A 16,220-nucleotide genomic window follows, 5' to 3' on the forward strand; every position below is an offset into this window, starting at 1 on the left:
TCATTTTACGTTAAGCGCGTCTTCAATTAACTGTTTTTGCTGTTCCTGGTGCACCGACATATAGCCCACCGCCGGAGAGGCAGAGGCCGGGCGACCGGCATACTTCAGCGCGGCTCCCTGAGGAATAGCTTCCCGGAAGTGGTGCTGGCTACAGTACCAGGCACCCTGGTTCTGTGGCTCTTCCTGACACCAGACAAAGTCTTTCACATGGGCATAGTCACGCAGCGCGTTGGCCACTGCCTGCATAGGGAAAGGATAAAGCTGTTCAATCCGTACGATGGCGACGTTAGTCTGACCGTTAGCGCGGCGCTGTTCCAGAAGGTCGTAATAAACTTTACCGGAACAAAACACAACGCGTTTAACTTTTTTCGCATTCAGATTGTCCACTTCCCCAATGGCTGGCTGGAAGCTGCCGTTAGCCAATTCATCCAGTGATGAAATAGCCAGAGGATGACGCAGTAGAGACTTCGGCGACATCACAATAAGCGGGCGACGCATACCGCGCAGCGCCTGACGCCGCAGCATGTGGTAAACCTGAGCAGGTGTAGAAGGCACACAAACCTGAATATTCTGCTCTGCACACAGCTGCAGATAGCGTTCTAAACGGGCTGAAGAGTGCTCAGGCCCCTGTCCTTCATAGCCGTGCGGCAGCAGCATCACTAGGCCACACATCCGCCCCCACTTCTGCTCACCGGAGCTGATGAACTGGTCAATCACTACCTGAGCGCCGTTGGCGAAATCACCAAACTGCGCTTCCCAAATGGTGAGCGTACGGGGGTCTGCGGTCGCATAGCCGTACTCAAAGGCCAGCACGCCCGCTTCCGTTAGCACAGAATCCCACACCTGAAATCCGCTCTGCCCACTGTGAATGTTCGCCAGAGGTATATAGTAGGAACCGTCTTTCTGGTTGTGCACCACCGCGTGACGGTGGAAGAACGTGCCTCGACCAGAATCTTCACCGGAAATACGAACCGGTGTGTTTTCATCTACCAGCGTCGCATAGGCCAAGTTTTCTGCCGCGCCCCAGTCAAACGGCTTTTCGCCTTCCGCCATCAGTGCCCGGTCGTCATAAATCTTGGACACCCTAGGATGCAGCTCAATACCCTCAGGGATCTGACTAATACGGCGCGCCAGATCCTGAAGGCGTTTGGTATCCACTTCGCTAGCGTAGGGCTCGTCCCATTCGTGATTCAGGTACGGTGCCCACGACAGGTTTTGCGTATTGATGGGCCGCCACTCGTCCACCACACAGTCTCCGCGATCCAACGCGTCGCGATAGACGTTCACCATTTCGGTCACGTCCTCTGCGGATGCCGTTTTTTCTTCAATCAGGCGATCGGCATACACTTTACGCGGCGTCGGGTGCTTTTTAATCTTGGTGTACATCATCGGCTGAGTCGCACTTGGCTCATCCGCTTCATTGTGCCCATGGCGGCGATAGCACAGCAGGTCGATCATCACGTCCCGCTTAAAGGTGTTGCGATAGTCCAGCGATAGGCGAGTAATAAAAGCAACTGCTTCCGGATCGTCCGCGTTTACGTGGAAAATCGGCGCCTGAACCATCTTGGCAATGTCAGTACAGTATTCTGTCGAACGAACGTCCTGCGGATACGACGTGGTAAAACCGATCTGGTTGTTAATCACAATACGTACCGTGCCACCCACTTCGTAGGCGCGCACTTGAGACATGTTCAGCGTCTCCTGAACGATGCCCTGACCGATGACCGCCGCGTCACCGTGGATAGTAATAGGCAGAACACGATTGCTGTCCCCCATGCCTGCGGCCTCCAAGCGATCCCGACGGGCGCGTACAGAGCCGATAACAACAGGGCTAACAATTTCCAAATGCGAAGGGTTAAACGCCAGCGTAAGGTGAACCTGAGCGCCTTCTGTTTCAAAATCTGAAGAGAAGCCCTGGTGATACTTCACGTCGCCAGTGCCGAGGTGGTCTTTATGGATACCCGCAAACTCGTCAAACAGATCCCCGGGACGTTTACCCAGTAGGTTAACCAGAACGTTAAGACGCCCGCGGTGAGCCATACCTAACACCACTTCTTTCGCACCGCCGCGCGCGGCGTGGCGAACCATCTCTTTCAGCATAGGGATCAGCGCATCACCACCTTCCAGCGAGAAGCGCTTAGCGCCGGGGTACTTAGCGCCCAGATAGCGCTCTAGCCCTTCCGCCGCCGTCAGCTCGCGTAAAAAGCGTTTTTTCTCTTCGCGACCAAAGTCACCCTTGCCTGACACCGATTCAAGCCGCTGTTGGATCCAGCGCTTTTCTTCTGTGTTGGTAATGTGCATATATTCAGCGCCGATAGAGTCGCAGTAAGTCTGCTTCAGCGCCTGATACAGGTCAGCCAGCTTCATGGTTTCTTTGCCGATGGCGTAAGAGCCCACGTTGAAGGTCTCCTGCATGTCTTCTTCGGTCAGGTTGTGAAACGCAGGATCGAGCTCCTGTACCGGCTCTTTATAGCGAAGCTTGATAGGATCGAGATTGGCGTTTTGATGACCGCGAAAGCGGAAGGCGTTAATTAACTGCAGGACTCTAACCTGCTTGGCGTCTTTTTCCGGGTCGCTGACGTTGGACGTATAGCGTTTAGTGTCTTTAGCCAGACGGCGAAAATAGTCGCGAGTCGTTGAATGAAACTGTTCAGGGCTGAGAGCGTCAGCGGGCATCGTGTCAAACGTTTTACGCCAGCTTTCGTCGATAGAGTCCGGGTCCGTCAGATAGTCTTCATAGAGTTGTTCTATATAGGACTGGTTTGCACCAGCAAGATAGGAGGAGTCTAACCAAGACTTCAGTGCACCGTTCTGCATTATGACCTCTTAAGCATCATGCTTTAAGTATGTGCCGTCGCAGAATCAGTAGCGTCTTTAACATGTCGTTACTAAAAAACCACAATCCCATATGGTAAATGATAAAAGATGCTGTCTGTTTTGCGCTGCGCGGCACGGAAAACGTTCGCCGTGACTACATTCGCTTTTATTAATACCAGATAATTGCTTTCAATATAAGCCGTTACGCGATAATGACTGCTGTTTTTATAGACACTCAGTCCACCATCAAGGTATTAAATAAATGAGGTATAACTCATATCACTTGCTATCACTTATCTCGATACTGCAACTTTCTTGCAACATTTCGATTGGAATGCCCTGAGTATAGAGCCTATTTTCACAAATACAATTCAAATAAAAACAGATTTATAACATTTTGCCCAAATAGTGAGCACGATCACAATCAATAAAAAACCATTAAAAACAATAAGTTTATCTCGACACCTCAATCTACAATGTTAATGGAATGATAAATAAGGGTCAATTTGTAAAAAAAAAGTAAAATACCGCTTCACGGTGGTCTAAATTTATGCAACTGTAATAAGTATAGTTTGTGACGAAAAAGGCAATCGCGGTTTTACATTGCCTGACTCCTTAGAAATGAATATATAGCGGAGACAATCATGGCTGTAGAAAAAAAAGCGACGTTGATCCTCGACGACGGCAGAAATATTGAACTCCCGATCTTGAGCGGAACTCTGGGTGAAGACGTGTTGGACGTTAGAACTTTGGGTTCAAAAGGACTGTTCACTTACGATCCGGGCTATCTGTCCACTGCGTCTTGCGAATCGCAAATCACCTTTATCGACGGTAACGAAGGGATTTTATTGCACCGCGGTTTTCCCATTGCCCAACTGGCGAAACAGTCCACCTACCTAGAGGTGTGCTACATTCTGCTGTACGGCGAGACGCCCAGCGCAGAGCAATTCGCCACTTTTAAAGACATCGTTACACGCCACACGATGATCCACGAGCAGATCACTCGGCTATTCCAAGGATTTCGCCGCGACTCACACCCCATGGCAGTGCTGTGCGGTGTGACAGGCGCGCTGGCGGCGTTCTATCACGATTCTTTAGACGTTCACAACGAACGCCATCGCGAAATTACCGCCTTCCGGCTGCTGTCCAAAATGCCCACCGTGGCCGCTATGTGCTACAAATACTCTGTTGGTCAGCCGTTTATGTACCCGCGCAATGACCTCTCCTATGCGGGGAACTTCCTGCATATGATGTTTGCGACCCCTTGTGAAAACTATGTGGTGAATCCGGTCATTGAACGCGCTATGGATCGCATCCTTATTCTACATGCTGACCACGAACAGAATGCGTCAACCTCAACGGTGAGAACGGCCGGCTCCTCGGGCGCCAATCCGTTCGCCTGTATTGCAGCAGGCATCGCCTCACTGTGGGGGCCCCGCTCACGGCGGCGCCAACGAAGCCTGCCTGAAGATGCTGGAAGAAATCGGCAGCGTAGACCGCATTCCTGAATTTATCGCCAAGGCTAAAGATAAAGACGATCCGTTCCGACTGATGGGCTTCGGCCACCGGGTCTATAAAAACTATGACCCGCGCGCTACCGTCATGCGTGAAACCTGTCATGAAGTCCTTCAGGAGCTGAAGCTTGAAGATGAATTGCTGGATATCGCGATGGAGCTGGAAAAAATTGCCTTAAGCGATCCCTACTTTATCGAGAAGAAGCTTTACCCGAACGTGGACTTCTACTCAGGTATCATTCTGAAGGCCATCGGTATTCCAACCTCGATGTTTACGGTTATCTTTGCCATTGCCCGCACCATCGGCTGGATCGCCCACTGGAACGAAATGTATGCCGACGGCATACGTATCGCCCGCCCACGCCAACGCTATATGGGCTATACCGAACGTGAGTTTCACAGTCAATTGCCGAAAGACAACGAGTAAGCGTTAATCGTCACAGTAAAAAGTCCGGGATATCCCGGACTTTTTTATTTCTATTCAAACTAGCGTCAAACTAACACTCGCAGGCTAATCTTACTCTTTTGCCGAGTGACTATCGGGATGTTGGCGATGACGATGGTAGCCGTCCACCATGCTCTTAAAGGTCTGCGTCGGCGTATCCCCGATGGTACAAAGATAGAAATGGCCAAAGATAAACAGTAGCCCTACGACAGCCAGCACCAGATGCGCCTTCAGCATCCAGTAACCGCCCGCCACCTCAGGGAACAGGCACAGCAAACCGGTTAACAGCAACAGTGGTACCAGTAAATACATCACGCCAATGTAGGCCAGTTGCTGTAGCGGATTAAACTTACTCTGTTCAGTGACCGGGAACGGATGGGATTCCCCTTTCATAATGCCAAACAGATAAAAGCGCGCCTGCTGAATACTGCGCCCCACCAGCCCCTGCCACTGAATGCGGTAGTGAACGCCGTTGCCGCTGACCATATTAATCGCCACAAAGCCCAGCCAAAAGACAAGCAGCAGATAGCCACAGATCTCGTGCAGCGCAACCTGAGCCGGAACGTTGCCAATAGAAAAGTGATTAAACAGGCCACTGACTAACAGAAGAATAAACAGCAGCGCGTTCCCCCAGTGCCAGCAGCGCACGGCTTTAGAGTAAAGATAGGTTTTCTCCTCTGCGCCGGCTTCTGTCTTTGGCGTTAACCAACATCGCAGCAGCCCGTGTAGCGCAAGTACAGCCAACAGGCCAACCACCAGCACCCCTGCGATAATCAGCCACGTGGGCCAGTAGTTCGGCGTATAGTAAAGCTCGGCACCCCATAAGCTGTTCATGCTTTATCCCCCAAATGTGTCTCTTTGCGGCGAAACAGTGCCGGTTTACCTACGTTCTCCAACTGATACTGATAGGCATTATGCTGAGAAATCCACTGTGTTATCTCTGGCGCATCGGCCCGCCCAAAGCGCAGCGCATCTGTTGGGCAAACGCTAACACAGGCGGGATCGAGCCCTTGAGCAAGGCGTGTATCGGCACAGAAGTTGCACTTATCGGCAACGTGAGTTTCCGGATGAAGGTAGCGCACATGGTACGGGCAAGCCGCCACGCAGTAGTCACAGCCTAGGCATTTTTTCGCATCAACGCGCACGATGCCGTTGTCGTCGCGCCAGGATGCACCGGTCGGGCAAACGGAAATACAGGGTGCATCTTCACAGTGCTGGCAGGAGACGCGGAAAAACTGGAAGTGCATGCCTCCAGCACTCTCCTCTGGCCCTCGAACCTGAACCTGAAGACGGCTATAGCCTTCGGGCACATCGTTAACGGTTTTACAGGCGACAGTACAGGCCTGACAGCCAATGCAGCGTTTTTCATCGTGCAGCATGACGTAATGATTATTGCTCATCTCTTTTCTCCTTAACCACGACTCAGCTGAACGCCTGCGGTGTGAACATTGGTACCGCAAACCGGGCTTGTTTCATGGGGTAGAAGGTTACCGCAGTGTACGCCGTGGGTTGTGGCCGCCGTTTTGGCTCCCGCTTTAGCACCAAAGCCCATGTAGACAAACAGCGTGTCAGGCCGGACGGCTGGGGTCACCAAAGCGGTGCCCTTCTCTTTGCCGACTGCGTTGCTAAGCCACACTTCGTCACCGGTTTTAATGCCCTTGGATTTTGCCGTTTCAGGATGGATCCAGACTGGGTTATCCCACATCAACTCTGACAGCATGGGGACATACTGCGTCGCGCCGTTGGTGTGAACCGCCACCTTGCCCTGAATAAAGTAGAGTTCCCCCTCCTCTTTCAAAGGGAATTGACGATAGAGCGGAGCGCCAAAGCCCGCAGCCAGTCCTTCCAGCGTTTCGGAATACAGCTCAATCAGGCCACTGGGAGATTTAAACTTCAGCTCGTCGCTAAAGGTGCCATCGGCAGACAGCCCTGCAGCTGCTTTTGGATAGGCGCGGATAAACGCGTTAACAGACTCAGGCTCGCGCAGCAGTAGCGGAATGCCGTAAGAAAGATAGCCCGTCTGGCGGATTTTCTTGTAGAACGCCTCATCGCCCTTAGCCTGAAACAGCTGCCGTGTCGCCATATCCTTCCAGGGGAAGAACTTCTCCAGCCCTAACACACCGCCCAGCTCCTGCCATATCTGCCAGCTTGGTCTGGCGTTGCCAATCGGCGTGACCACCTGTTGGCGAACCGCATAGGCTGGGTTCAGACCGGATACGTCAGAAATCTCCTCATCGCGCTCTAAATAGGTACATTCAGGCAGCAGATAGTCGGCATAGGCAGCGCTTTCGCTAAGATAAACGTCACAGCTGACCACCAGCTCCAGCTTCTCCAGCGTTTTCACCAGTTCAGGACGACCGGTGACCGTTTGCAAAGGATTGTGGCGTGACATAACCCAGGCTTTCACTGCATAGGGTTTTTCCGTCTCCACGGCGTCAATAATGCTTTGAACAATGCCACCGCTCTTATTGATGTATTTAAACTCCGGCCGCGTGGCATCAATCCTTTTGGCGGTAATTTTTGGCATATCCTTCACGCCGGGTTTCGCCAGCGAAGGGGCAACGGCTTCACCAGCCAGCTTGTTATACTTATCCGCACCTTTTTTCTGATACATCCCGCCGCTGCGTTCAATGCTGCCGAGCAGCGCGTTCATAGTGAAAATCATGCGGCGCATGTCGAGCTCTTCTTTGTTATAGGTCGCCCGGTGCCCTGGGTTCACGATAACATGAGGCGCCGCAGCGGCGATCTCTCTGGCAATGCGGCGGATAACCTCTGCGGAAATATCCGAGTGCTTTTCCGCCCATTCTGGTGTGGTTTCTTTCAGCGATGCCGACAGCTGTTCGAAGCCAACCGTGTAACGCTGTACGAAGGCCTTGTCATACAGGTCTTCTTCTATTAATACGTGACACATAGCCTGCAGGACTGGCAGATCGCCGCCGGGTCGGATTGCGTGCCACTCGTCAGCCTTGCTGGAAAATACCGACAGTCTGGGATCGAAGCTAACGACTTTGGCACCATTCTCCTGCGCCATCATCATTTCGTGCGTATCGGCAACTTCAATGCCTTCATAGAGGTTATGGCCAAAGGCCAACATATAGCGCGTATTTCCAATATCCATCGCCAGATCGCCGCCCATCATGACCTGAGCTGCAATGGCTTTTCCCGCTGGGCAAGTTGAAGCATGAGTAAAGGTATTGGGTGAACCAAACGCGCTCGCCAGATGGAACAGATGAGAAGACAGCGAGCCAGATTTCGAGGAAAAGGCAACGCTTTCTGCGCCGAAGCTCTGTTTGATCCCGTTGAGCTTTTCGGCAATTTCCCGATAGGCCTGCTCCCAAGTAATGACCTCCCACTCTCCAGCACCTCTGGGGCCTTTACGCTTCATCGGTTGAACAATTCGCGCAGGATCGTTAATCAGGCTCACACCGCTGCCACCGCGCGCACACACTCGAGATCCTTGATGTTCTGCGTGCGTATTACCTTGAATAAAAACGGTTTTGTTATTGATAACCTGTGCCTCTATCGGGCAGCGAAATGAACACATCTCACACAGGCTTGGGGTTAAACTGCTCTTGCCATTTAGCATCTCAGGCGGTTGAAGCGCCAGTGCGCCCGGAGCAAAGCTGCCGATAGCATATCCGGCACACCCTACTCCAACACCTTTGATAAAATCACGACGATTAATGCTCACACATCCTCCTATCTATTTTTTTAATTATTGAAATAATCATAAAGAGTTATGCCAGCGATTTTATTGATCGACACGACAGTTTCACTTACAGATGGCGAACCAAGCCATACATAAAAATAATATTATCTAAATAATTGGTAGATAATGTGGTGAATATGTTAAGCATAGGAATCATTCGCTAATGCGAATGATTCCTGCTCTATTCAGTAGAAAGCGTTTGTAGGTAAGTTCTAAAACGAGGGTTGTCTAGTGCTGGCAGCCGGGACAGTAATAGAAAGGCCGGGACGACAAAGAGCTTTTGACGATCTCTGTGCCGCACCGTTCACAGGGCTGCCCGTCTTTAGCAAAGACGTGAAACTGAAACAGCGCCCCGTGATGATGTGCGGGATTAGCTTCACCGCGAGTCTGATAAGAAAGCAGAGGAATAGACACCAGCGATTTTGCCAGCGTGTCCAGAGCATCCTCTGTCAGGGAAGATGGTTTATGGGAAGGATGTATTCCGGCATCCCACAAAATTTCGACCCGTAGATAGTTCCCCAGCCCAGCAAGAAAGGCCTGATCGAGCAGCATGCCCCCCAACTGACGCTGGCGAAAGGGTTTATCCAACAGACGTTCACGCACTTTTTGCCAGGTTAGCGATGGGTCAAGTACGTCTGGCCCGATGCGCAGTAAAAAAGGGTGTTGGAGAATAGCGTCTCTGGAGCCAACCTCTATATCTGACGCGCTATACAGCAGGATCCCCTGCTCTGCCGTTTCCAGCGCCACCCGCAGCTCGCGCTTGGTTTCAGGGCGTTCCCCTGATACCACTACGTCCCAAATACCGTATAGCTGATTGTGGCTATACATCGTTAAGCCATTGGAGAAATGGGTTAACAGTGCCTTTCCTCGCGTCTCAATTTCAGCGATTTTTTGACCAACAAGCTGGGATTCATAGGGCTTAAGAGAGGAAAACGCAAACCACACGTTGGTTAATATTTTTCCCTCAACGGCGTCGATCAGTTTGTCTGCGGCGCGACGGATTTCAGGTCCTTCCGGCATCTTTCAACTCCTTGAACAATAAAGATAACGGTGATTAAACCGGATTATCTATATCAACAAAGGTTACGTCAAACTGATAGTGATGAGCGAGCCATTCCCCCAGTGCCTTAATGCCGTAGCGCTCCGTCGCGTGATGCCCCGCAGCGTAAAAATGGATCCCCATTTCTCGAGCGATGTGGATCGTTCTCTCAGACACTTCACCGGTAATAAAGGCATCAAATCCCCGCTCAGCGGCCTCTATCAGGTAATCTTGCCCACCGCCGGTACACCAGGCGACTCGCCTTATGGCCTCAGGGCCGCTGTCGCCACAGTGCAGCGGCGTTCGGCCAAGACGATCGGCAATGCGCTTGGCCAGATCGCAGCCGCTGAGCGGCACAGAAAGCTCACCCTGCCAGATAAAGCAGTCCGCGGCTTCCGGCTCAAGGGGCGCACCGCTCTCAATACCCAGCAGGTTGCCCAGCAACGCGTTATTTCCCATCGCTGAGTGGGCGTCCAACGGCAGATGATAGCCATAAAGGTTAATATCGTGCGTCATTAGGGTTTTCAAACGGCGGTGTAGCATGCCGGTCACTACTGGCTCATCATTTTTCCAGAAGTAGCCGTGGTGAACCAAAACCGCATCGGCCTCTAATTCTACCGCAGCATCAAGCAGCGCCTGACAGGCCGTCACGCCGGTCACAATGCGTTTTACTTCCGTACGCCCCTGTACCTGTAATCCGTTGGGGGCATAGTCGCGAAAGCGGCGAATTTTCAGCTCATCGTTAATGAGCGTTTCCAGTTCAATATTCAGCATAGCCAGTCCTGCAAAATAGACGATAAAACGATAGCGCGGCGCCAGTAGGCGTTAGGAATGGGCAGTATACCTGCCCTGTTCTAAAGCTGCTACTCAGAGCCTTGCCACATATCTTCCAGCCCGGCAGCACCCACGACGGACAGCGGCATCAGCGCCAGAAGGTAGATTGACGGCAGCCTGTTAAGGTAGAGAATCAGCCAGCCGTCGTCACTAAGCTCTCTCAGTTCTGGGCTTTCAAATCTCTGAGCCAGCTGCCATCTCAAGCGCTGATTATCACTGTTGGTCGCAGAGCGATTGAGAAACAGCCGCCCCCTACAGGGGTAACGGCCAATATCCAACAAAATTTTTTGCCTGACCCAGCCTCTCGAAACGACGTTACGCGCCGAGGCTTCCTCCATCATGCGCAAAAACTGGTGCGTATAGTAAAAGCGGTAACCCTGTGCTCGCTCGTCTACTGCCGGTGCGGGCGTCACACTCGTTGGCATAGCAAAGGTTCCATATCCTTTTCTAGCCGCTGGCTGACCATATGGCTCTGGTTTACTTCGTCCATACCTTGAAGAGCCGCTAAGAGTGTTGCGTTATGTAGCTGCTGATAAACTGCACACAGCGTCATTGACGCTGACGAACTCTTTTCACTCATGACTGTCACCATATTTTTTCCTTTGTTCCATATCATTCATCTTTGGCTGCTTTTTCTCGTTTCTTACCCGTTCAAGTAACATATTGAGCCCATAGCCCAATCGCCAGACTTCGTAGAAAAAACTGCGTAATGTCTCCAAATAATTTTTCACAAATGAGAATAAGTCGTAATATTAAGAATTCAATTTATCATCATAATAAGGAACACTATGAGTCCATGGCTTTTTTACGCGCTGCTTTCTGCCCTTGCGGCAGCAATGGTGGCGATTTTTGGCAAGATCGGTCTGCAGCATCTTGATGCTAATACGGCGACTGCTGTCCGCGCTGTCGTTATGGCGATTTTTCTGGTTGGCGTTGTTGTTGTACAGGGGAAAACTCAGCTGGTCAGTGAGGTTCTGGCAGATAGAAAAGCGCTGCTGTTTATTGTTCTCAGCGGCGTGGCGGGTGCCCTTTCGTGGCTTTTTTACTTTATGGCGATTAAGTCCGGCACGGTGTCTCAGGTCGCACCTATCGACAAGCTTAGCGTGGTATTCGCCGTTATTTTGGCGGTCGTTCTGTTTGGCGAAAAAGTATCACTCTATGCAGGGATCGGGATCGGTATGATTTCTGTCGGCGCGCTGCTGGTTGCTTTAGGATGACCGACATCGAGACGATAAAAAAGAGGCGCTGATAAACCATGCGCCTCTTTTTTAATCCTCTGCTTAAAGGGATTTATCTGTAAAAACAGTTACATCTCTTCGTTAAGCACATCGCTGACGATTTCAACGGCTTCACGCTCAATCTGCTCGCGGTGGGCATCGCCAAGGAAACTCTCACAGTAAATCTTGTAGGCCTCTTCCGTACCTGACGGACGCGCGGCAAACCAGCCGTTGTCGGTCATCACCTTCAGGCCGCCAATCGCCGCGCCGTTACCGGGAGCGTTTGTCAGACGAGCCACGATCTTGTCCCCAGCCAGCGTATCTGCTTTCACCATTTCCGGAGAAAGGCGGGACAGAATCGCCTTCTGAGCATGAGTTGCTGACGCCTGAATGCGGTTATAGCTAGGGGCACCAAAGCGCTGGGCCAAAAGCTCATAGTGTTCCTGCGGGTCTTTACCGGTGACCGCCGTCACTTCAGCCGCTAGCAGGCACATAATGATGCCGTCTTTGTCTGTTGACCAAGGCTGGCCGTCAAAGCGTAAGAATGACGCCCCTGCGCTTTCTTCACCGCCAAAACCTAAAGTGCCGTCAAACAAACCGTCCACAAACCACTTAAAGCCAACCGGTACCTCCACTAGGCGACGACCTAAGCTTGTAACTACGCGATCAATCATCGCACTGGACACCAGCGTTTTACCAACACCAACGTCCTGACGCCACTGCGGGCGATGCTGATAAAGGTAGTCAATGGCAACGGCAAGATAGTGGTTCGGATTCATCAGCCCTTTGGGTGTCACAATACCGTGGCGGTCATAGTCAGGATCGTTGGCGAACGCCAGCCGGAAGTCATTTTTTATCGCCAGCAGCCCAGCCATCGCATATTCGGAAGAACAGTCCATCCGGATGATGCCGTCATGGTCGAGATGCATAAAGCGAAATGAAGGATCAAACGCGTCGTTAACCAGCGTCAGATCGAGTTGATAGTGTTCACCAATGCGCTGCCAGTATTCAATGCCTGCGCCTCCCAGCGGATCGACGCCAAGCTTAAGGCCGGCATTCTGAATAGCCGCCATGTCAACTACCTGCGGCAGTTGCTCAACATAGGATTGAACCAGATCGCACTCGTGGATACGTCCACTGCTTTTCGCCGCCGCCAGCGTCATTCGCTTAACGCCGGATAGGCCATCTCGAATAAGGGCGTTAGCGCGCTGCTCAATCCACTGAGTCAGCGTAGTATCTGCTGGGCCCCCGTTCGGCGGATTGTACTTAATACCGCCGTCTTCCGGTGGATTGTGGGAAGGGGTAATAACAATGCCGTCAGCCAGCACCTTTTCATCGCGATTATGGCAGAGAATGGCGTGAGAAACGGCAGGGGTCGGCGTAAAGCCGTTGTTCTGAGCAATAATGACGTCAACGCCGTTCGCGGCCAGCACTTCCAGAACAGAGATAAAAGCGGGTTCAGAGAGACCGTGAGTGTCTTTTCCCACAAAGCATGGGCCGCTGATGCCGTTGGCTTTTCGACTTTCGGCAATGGCCTGAGCGATAGCTAAAATATGCGATTCATTAAAGCTTTGACGCCCGGCGCTTCCCCGGTGACCAGAGGTACCAAACTTGACGGCCTGAGCCTGATCGTCACAGTCAGGTTGCAGGACGTAATACTGAGCAATGAGCTGCGGCACATTAATCAAATCACACTGTTGAGCAGGCAGGCCTGCCCTTGGGTGGTTTGCCATAACACTCTCCCTGATAGAAAGTTAAATCATTAAACAGACTTCCCCGGTCAGCGTCTCCGGGAACTGCATCGCCGTCATAATATGCTCGACCATGCTGCGCTTGCGCTCAGTATTGGTATTTGTGATCACCCAGTAAGGAGTTTGCGGAATGCTCTTCGGCTTAGTATGGCGACCGCTTTTCAACAGCGTCGCCTCGGAAAGCGAAAAATAAACGCGAGTTCTCCCCATCAGGGACTCCGTCGCTTCGGCAAAACCCGATTTATCCGAATGGTGCAGGGAAGATAAAATCAGCAAAAAGCGATCGACTGCCTTTTTCTGTTCAGCTGCGCCGCTGTCGTTCAGACGCTGACGAAAATCCGCTTCGCGATCGGCTGGAGCAGTAGCCACTGGTGCTGTCGGTAAGCTCTCGCACTCCACTTGAACGTCATCGTTTGATGCCGGAGGAAGGCCAAGCATGCGGCGTAAAATTTCAGAGGCGCTCTCGCCAATATGCAGCGTATGGCTGGCAATAAAGCGATAAAGCGCCTCATCAACTTCGATAGTTTTCATCTTTATCCTATAATCTCTTCGAATGATTCCGATAAATTATACCTATTCGGTCGGCGATACTCTAGGCAAGCCCTTCAATTATGCCCCGTTGTCATCGTGAATGACGAGATATCGCTCAACTTAACGTAACACACAGTGATGAAATAGTGATGAATGTAAACTATCACCTTCAGGGAAGCGGTGACACCGTTGTTCTGATCCACGGGCTATTCGGCAGCCTCGACAATCTGGGCGTTTTAGGCCGCAGCCTACAGGAAAGCTATCAAGTCCTGCAGGTTGATTTACGCAACCACGGGCTTTCCCCTCACTCTGAAGACATGAACTACCGGCTGATGGCCGAAGACGTGATCGCACTGCTCAACAGGCTCTCATTGGATAACGTCACACTGATTGGGCACTCCATGGGAGGGAAGGTTGCCATGACTCTCACCGCCCTCATTCCTGACAGAATAACCCGTCTGGCAGTGATTGACATTGCGCCCATTGCCTATCCGACCCGCCACCATGACGACGTTTTCGAAGCGCTGAACGCCGTTCATCACGCTGGCATCACGACTCGCCCAGAGGCCGCAGCCATCATGCGCGAAAGTGGGCTTGCTGAAGGCGTTATTCAATTCTTACTCAAGTCGTTTCATCAAGGTGAATGGCGCTTTAACGTCCCTGCCCTTTGGCAGCACTATGATGAGATCATCGGCTGGCAGGAGGTGCCGGTCTGGGAAGGGCCGACGATCTTTATTCGCGGCGAGCTGTCCCCCTATATTCAGGAAAGCGCTCGTCCCGCCATCGCCCGCCAGTTTCCTCACGCCCGCGCATACACCGTGGCGGGAAGCGGTCATTGGGTACACGCAGAAAAGCCGCAGCAGGTCATTAGCATACTGCAGCGATTTATGAGTAAGTAGAAACTAGCGTGCTGCCCGAGTAACCATTGGCATACGGCGCAGTAGGCGTTATGATTGCGCCGCAATGAAACACATTAAGCTTTGAGCTGCATTTCACTGCGCGCCGATTTGCTTTTATATTTCGTGATTAATACTAGGGTTATGGCCAAAGAACAGTTAGACCGCACGACTATCGATCTCTTCGCTGATGACAAAAGGCCCGGTCGCCCAAAGACCAGCATGCTGTCGCGCGATGAGCAGTTGAGGATCAACAAGCGCAATCAGCTTCGCCGGGATCGGGTCAGAGGCCTTAAGCGCGTGGAGCTAAAGCTTTCTCAAGAAGCTGTCGACGTGCTGGATAAACTGGCTCAAGAGCAGGATCTTAACCGCAGCGAGCTGATAGAAAAGCTGCTGTTTCAACAGGGGCGCTAAAGCGCCTTTTTACGTTTTCCCTTCTTACACGTTTGCCTTTGTACACTATAACGCTAAAGCTTCGATGTTCACTTCTGCATCGTTTTCTAAGCACTCACGCATACACGCCATGAAAACCTCCATCGCCGGGCTCACACACTTTCCTGCGTGGTGCGCGCAAACGGCGTTAATACTTAAAGGAGAGGTGGAAAACGTCAGCTCGCGTAACCTGCCTGAACGAAGCTCCTTTTCTACCGTAAACCGAGGCAAAAATGACACGCCGAGGTTGCCTTCAACACACTGCTTTATGCTTTCAATACTCCACAGCTCAATAGTGTTGTCGATAGTGATCCCGCGCTGGCGAAGAGTGTTTTCAAATATCTGGCGAAAAATGCACTGTGGTTCATTAATGATGAACGTCACAGGGATATGCTGGTTAATGCCCATGAAGTCCGCCCCTTCAAATTCAGGGGATGACACCAGCACCAGTTGCCGTTTACCGTAGTCTTCCATTTTCAGAGAGCTGTCGTTACCCACGCGATAAAACACCCCTAGATCGGTCTCGTCTGCCAGCAGAGCGTCTCTGATGTGATAACAGTTAAGGGATTTCAACGAGAGGCGAACGCCGGGAGCCTGCTTCTTAAACAGCTTCAATACCTGTGGCATTTTATAAGAAAGCAGCGTTTCCGCGGTTGCGATACGCAGCTCTCCCCGAGGCTCGGCGCTTTGCTGAGCCGCCTGCTTGAGCCCGCTCATGACGCGTATCATCTCGTGCACGTGAGGCAGGATCCCCTGTGCTGCACCGGTCACAACCATTCGTCGACCGATTTTTTCAAACAGCTGTAGGCCAAGCTCTCGCTCAAGCTGCTGGATCTGAAAAGTCACCGTTGACTGTGTACAGCACAGCTTGCTGGCCGCCCTGGCAAAAGAGCCTTCCTCAATAATGGTTTTAAAGGTAACCAGTCGACGTAAATCCATCTCTTCCCCTAATGCATTGAATATATCGAATCGACAATAGCAAAAATTTCAATTTTTTAAACAGTTGATTCTGCGTATGGTGAAAAAAACTAGGGG

Annotated in this window: 14 protein-coding genes and 1 pseudogene; 4 read left to right on the forward strand and 11 right to left on the reverse strand. The window is 51.6% G+C overall.

The annotated features are described in order from the left end of the window. Positions 1-2,817, reverse strand: a complete 2,817-nt coding sequence (gene sucA, locus DQM29_RS10665; protein ID WP_111740681.1) for a 2-oxoglutarate dehydrogenase E1 component — start codon at positions 2,815-2,817, stop codon at positions 1-3. A 644-nt stretch (positions 2,818-3,461) separates the two neighbouring features. Between sucA and DQM29_RS10670 the strand changes: the two are divergent. Next, positions 3,462-4,758 (forward strand): annotated as a pseudogene (locus DQM29_RS10670) (citrate synthase). Positions 4,759-4,848: 90 nt separating this feature from the next. Here DQM29_RS10670 and phsC read toward each other — a convergent pair. From phsC to DQM29_RS10705, 7 genes are all read right to left on the reverse strand, one after another. Further along, positions 4,849-5,610 carry a thiosulfate reductase cytochrome B subunit gene (gene phsC, locus DQM29_RS10675; protein WP_111740682.1) on the reverse strand — a complete coding sequence of 254 codons (762 nt, stop codon included), beginning with the start codon at positions 5,608-5,610 and terminating at the stop codon, positions 4,849-4,851. Beyond that, positions 5,607-6,176, reverse strand: a complete 570-nt coding sequence (locus DQM29_RS10680) for a 4Fe-4S dicluster domain-containing protein (protein WP_111740683.1) — start codon at positions 6,174-6,176, stop codon at positions 5,607-5,609. The genes phsC and DQM29_RS10680 overlap by 4 nt, the downstream gene beginning before the upstream one ends. A gap of 11 nt (positions 6,177-6,187) precedes the next feature. Continuing rightward, entirely contained in the window at positions 6,188-8,467 is a 2,280-nt protein-coding gene (phsA, locus tag DQM29_RS10685) for a thiosulfate reductase PhsA (protein ID WP_111740684.1), read from the reverse strand. 246 nt (positions 8,468-8,713) lie between these two features. Continuing rightward, complete coding sequence (nei, locus tag DQM29_RS10690) at positions 8,714-9,505, reverse strand: endonuclease VIII (protein WP_111740685.1); 792 nt, start codon at positions 9,503-9,505, stop codon at positions 8,714-8,716. A 34-nt stretch (positions 9,506-9,539) separates the two neighbouring features. Next, positions 9,540-10,298 (reverse strand): Nif3-like dinuclear metal center hexameric protein, encoded by a 759-nt coding sequence (locus DQM29_RS10695; RefSeq protein WP_111740686.1) that lies wholly within the window; start codon positions 10,296-10,298, stop codon positions 9,540-9,542. Between the two features lie 89 nt (positions 10,299-10,387). Continuing rightward, positions 10,388-10,783: a hypothetical protein gene (locus tag DQM29_RS10700; protein WP_145960360.1), complete on the reverse strand. Its 396-nt coding sequence runs from the start codon at positions 10,781-10,783 to the stop codon at positions 10,388-10,390. After that, entirely contained in the window at positions 10,768-10,950 is a 183-nt protein-coding gene (locus tag DQM29_RS10705) for a hypothetical protein (RefSeq protein WP_111740688.1), read from the reverse strand. Before DQM29_RS10705 ends, DQM29_RS10700 begins: the two co-directional genes overlap by 16 nt. 196 nt (positions 10,951-11,146) lie before the next feature. Between DQM29_RS10705 and DQM29_RS10710 the strand changes: the two genes are divergently transcribed. Next, entirely contained in the window at positions 11,147-11,575 is a 429-nt protein-coding gene (locus DQM29_RS10710) for an EamA family transporter (RefSeq protein ID WP_111740689.1), read from the forward strand. 89 nt (positions 11,576-11,664) lie between these two features. Here DQM29_RS10710 and pgm read toward each other — a convergent pair whose 3' ends face one another. Further along, entirely contained in the window at positions 11,665-13,308 is a 1,644-nt protein-coding gene (pgm, locus tag DQM29_RS10715) for a phosphoglucomutase (alpha-D-glucose-1,6-bisphosphate-dependent) (RefSeq protein ID WP_111740690.1), read from the reverse strand. Positions 13,309-13,329: 21 nt separating this feature from the next. Then, positions 13,330-13,857 (reverse strand): replication initiation negative regulator SeqA, encoded by a 528-nt coding sequence (seqA, locus tag DQM29_RS10720; protein WP_111740691.1) that lies wholly within the window; start codon positions 13,855-13,857, stop codon positions 13,330-13,332. A 149-nt stretch (positions 13,858-14,006) separates the two neighbouring features. Between seqA and DQM29_RS10725 the strand changes: the two genes are divergently transcribed. Next, complete coding sequence (locus DQM29_RS10725; protein WP_111740692.1) at positions 14,007-14,756, forward strand: alpha/beta fold hydrolase; 750 nt, start codon at positions 14,007-14,009, stop codon at positions 14,754-14,756. 141 nt (positions 14,757-14,897) lie between these two features. Continuing rightward, positions 14,898-15,167 carry a LexA regulated protein gene (ybfE, locus tag DQM29_RS10730; protein WP_111742068.1) on the forward strand — a complete coding sequence of 90 codons (270 nt, stop codon included), beginning with the start codon at positions 14,898-14,900 and terminating at the stop codon, positions 15,165-15,167. Between the two features lie 45 nt (positions 15,168-15,212). Here the strand turns inward: ybfE and DQM29_RS10735 are convergent, their stop codons facing one another. Then, entirely contained in the window at positions 15,213-16,124 is a 912-nt protein-coding gene (locus tag DQM29_RS10735) for a LysR family transcriptional regulator (RefSeq protein WP_111740693.1), read from the reverse strand. Positions 16,125-16,220 lie beyond the last annotated feature (96 nt).

The sequence above is a fragment of the Leminorella richardii genome (assembly GCF_900478135.1).
Lineage (GTDB): Bacteria > Pseudomonadota > Gammaproteobacteria > Enterobacterales > Enterobacteriaceae > Leminorella > Leminorella richardii.

Coding starts and splice junctions, on each gene's coding strand:
- sucA (WP_111740681.1), bottom strand. CDS start 2,817: ATGCAGAACGGTGCACTGAAGTCTTGGTTAGACTCCTCCTATCTTGCT.
- phsC (WP_111740682.1), bottom strand. CDS start 5,610: ATGAACAGCTTATGGGGTGCCGAGCTTTACTATACGCCGAACTACTGG.
- DQM29_RS10680 (WP_111740683.1), bottom strand. CDS start 6,176: ATGAGCAATAATCATTACGTCATGCTGCACGATGAAAAACGCTGCATT.
- nei (WP_111740685.1), bottom strand. CDS start 9,505: ATGCCGGAAGGACCTGAAATCCGTCGCGCCGCAGACAAACTGATCGAC.
- DQM29_RS10695 (WP_111740686.1), bottom strand. CDS start 10,298: ATGCTGAATATTGAACTGGAAACGCTCATTAACGATGAGCTGAAAATT.
- DQM29_RS10700 (WP_145960360.1), bottom strand. CDS start 10,783: ATGCCAACGAGTGTGACGCCCGCACCGGCAGTAGACGAGCGAGCACAG.
- DQM29_RS10705 (WP_111740688.1), bottom strand. CDS start 10,950: ATGGTGACAGTCATGAGTGAAAAGAGTTCGTCAGCGTCAATGACGCTG.
- DQM29_RS10710 (WP_111740689.1), top strand. CDS start 11,147: ATGAGTCCATGGCTTTTTTACGCGCTGCTTTCTGCCCTTGCGGCAGCA.
- pgm (WP_111740690.1), bottom strand. CDS start 13,308: ATGGCAAACCACCCAAGGGCAGGCCTGCCTGCTCAACAGTGTGATTTG.
- seqA (WP_111740691.1), bottom strand. CDS start 13,857: ATGAAAACTATCGAAGTTGATGAGGCGCTTTATCGCTTTATTGCCAGC.
- DQM29_RS10725 (WP_111740692.1), top strand. CDS start 14,007: ATGAATGTAAACTATCACCTTCAGGGAAGCGGTGACACCGTTGTTCTG.
- ybfE (WP_111742068.1), top strand. CDS start 14,898: ATGGCCAAAGAACAGTTAGACCGCACGACTATCGATCTCTTCGCTGAT.
- DQM29_RS10735 (WP_111740693.1), bottom strand. CDS start 16,124: ATGGATTTACGTCGACTGGTTACCTTTAAAACCATTATTGAGGAAGGC.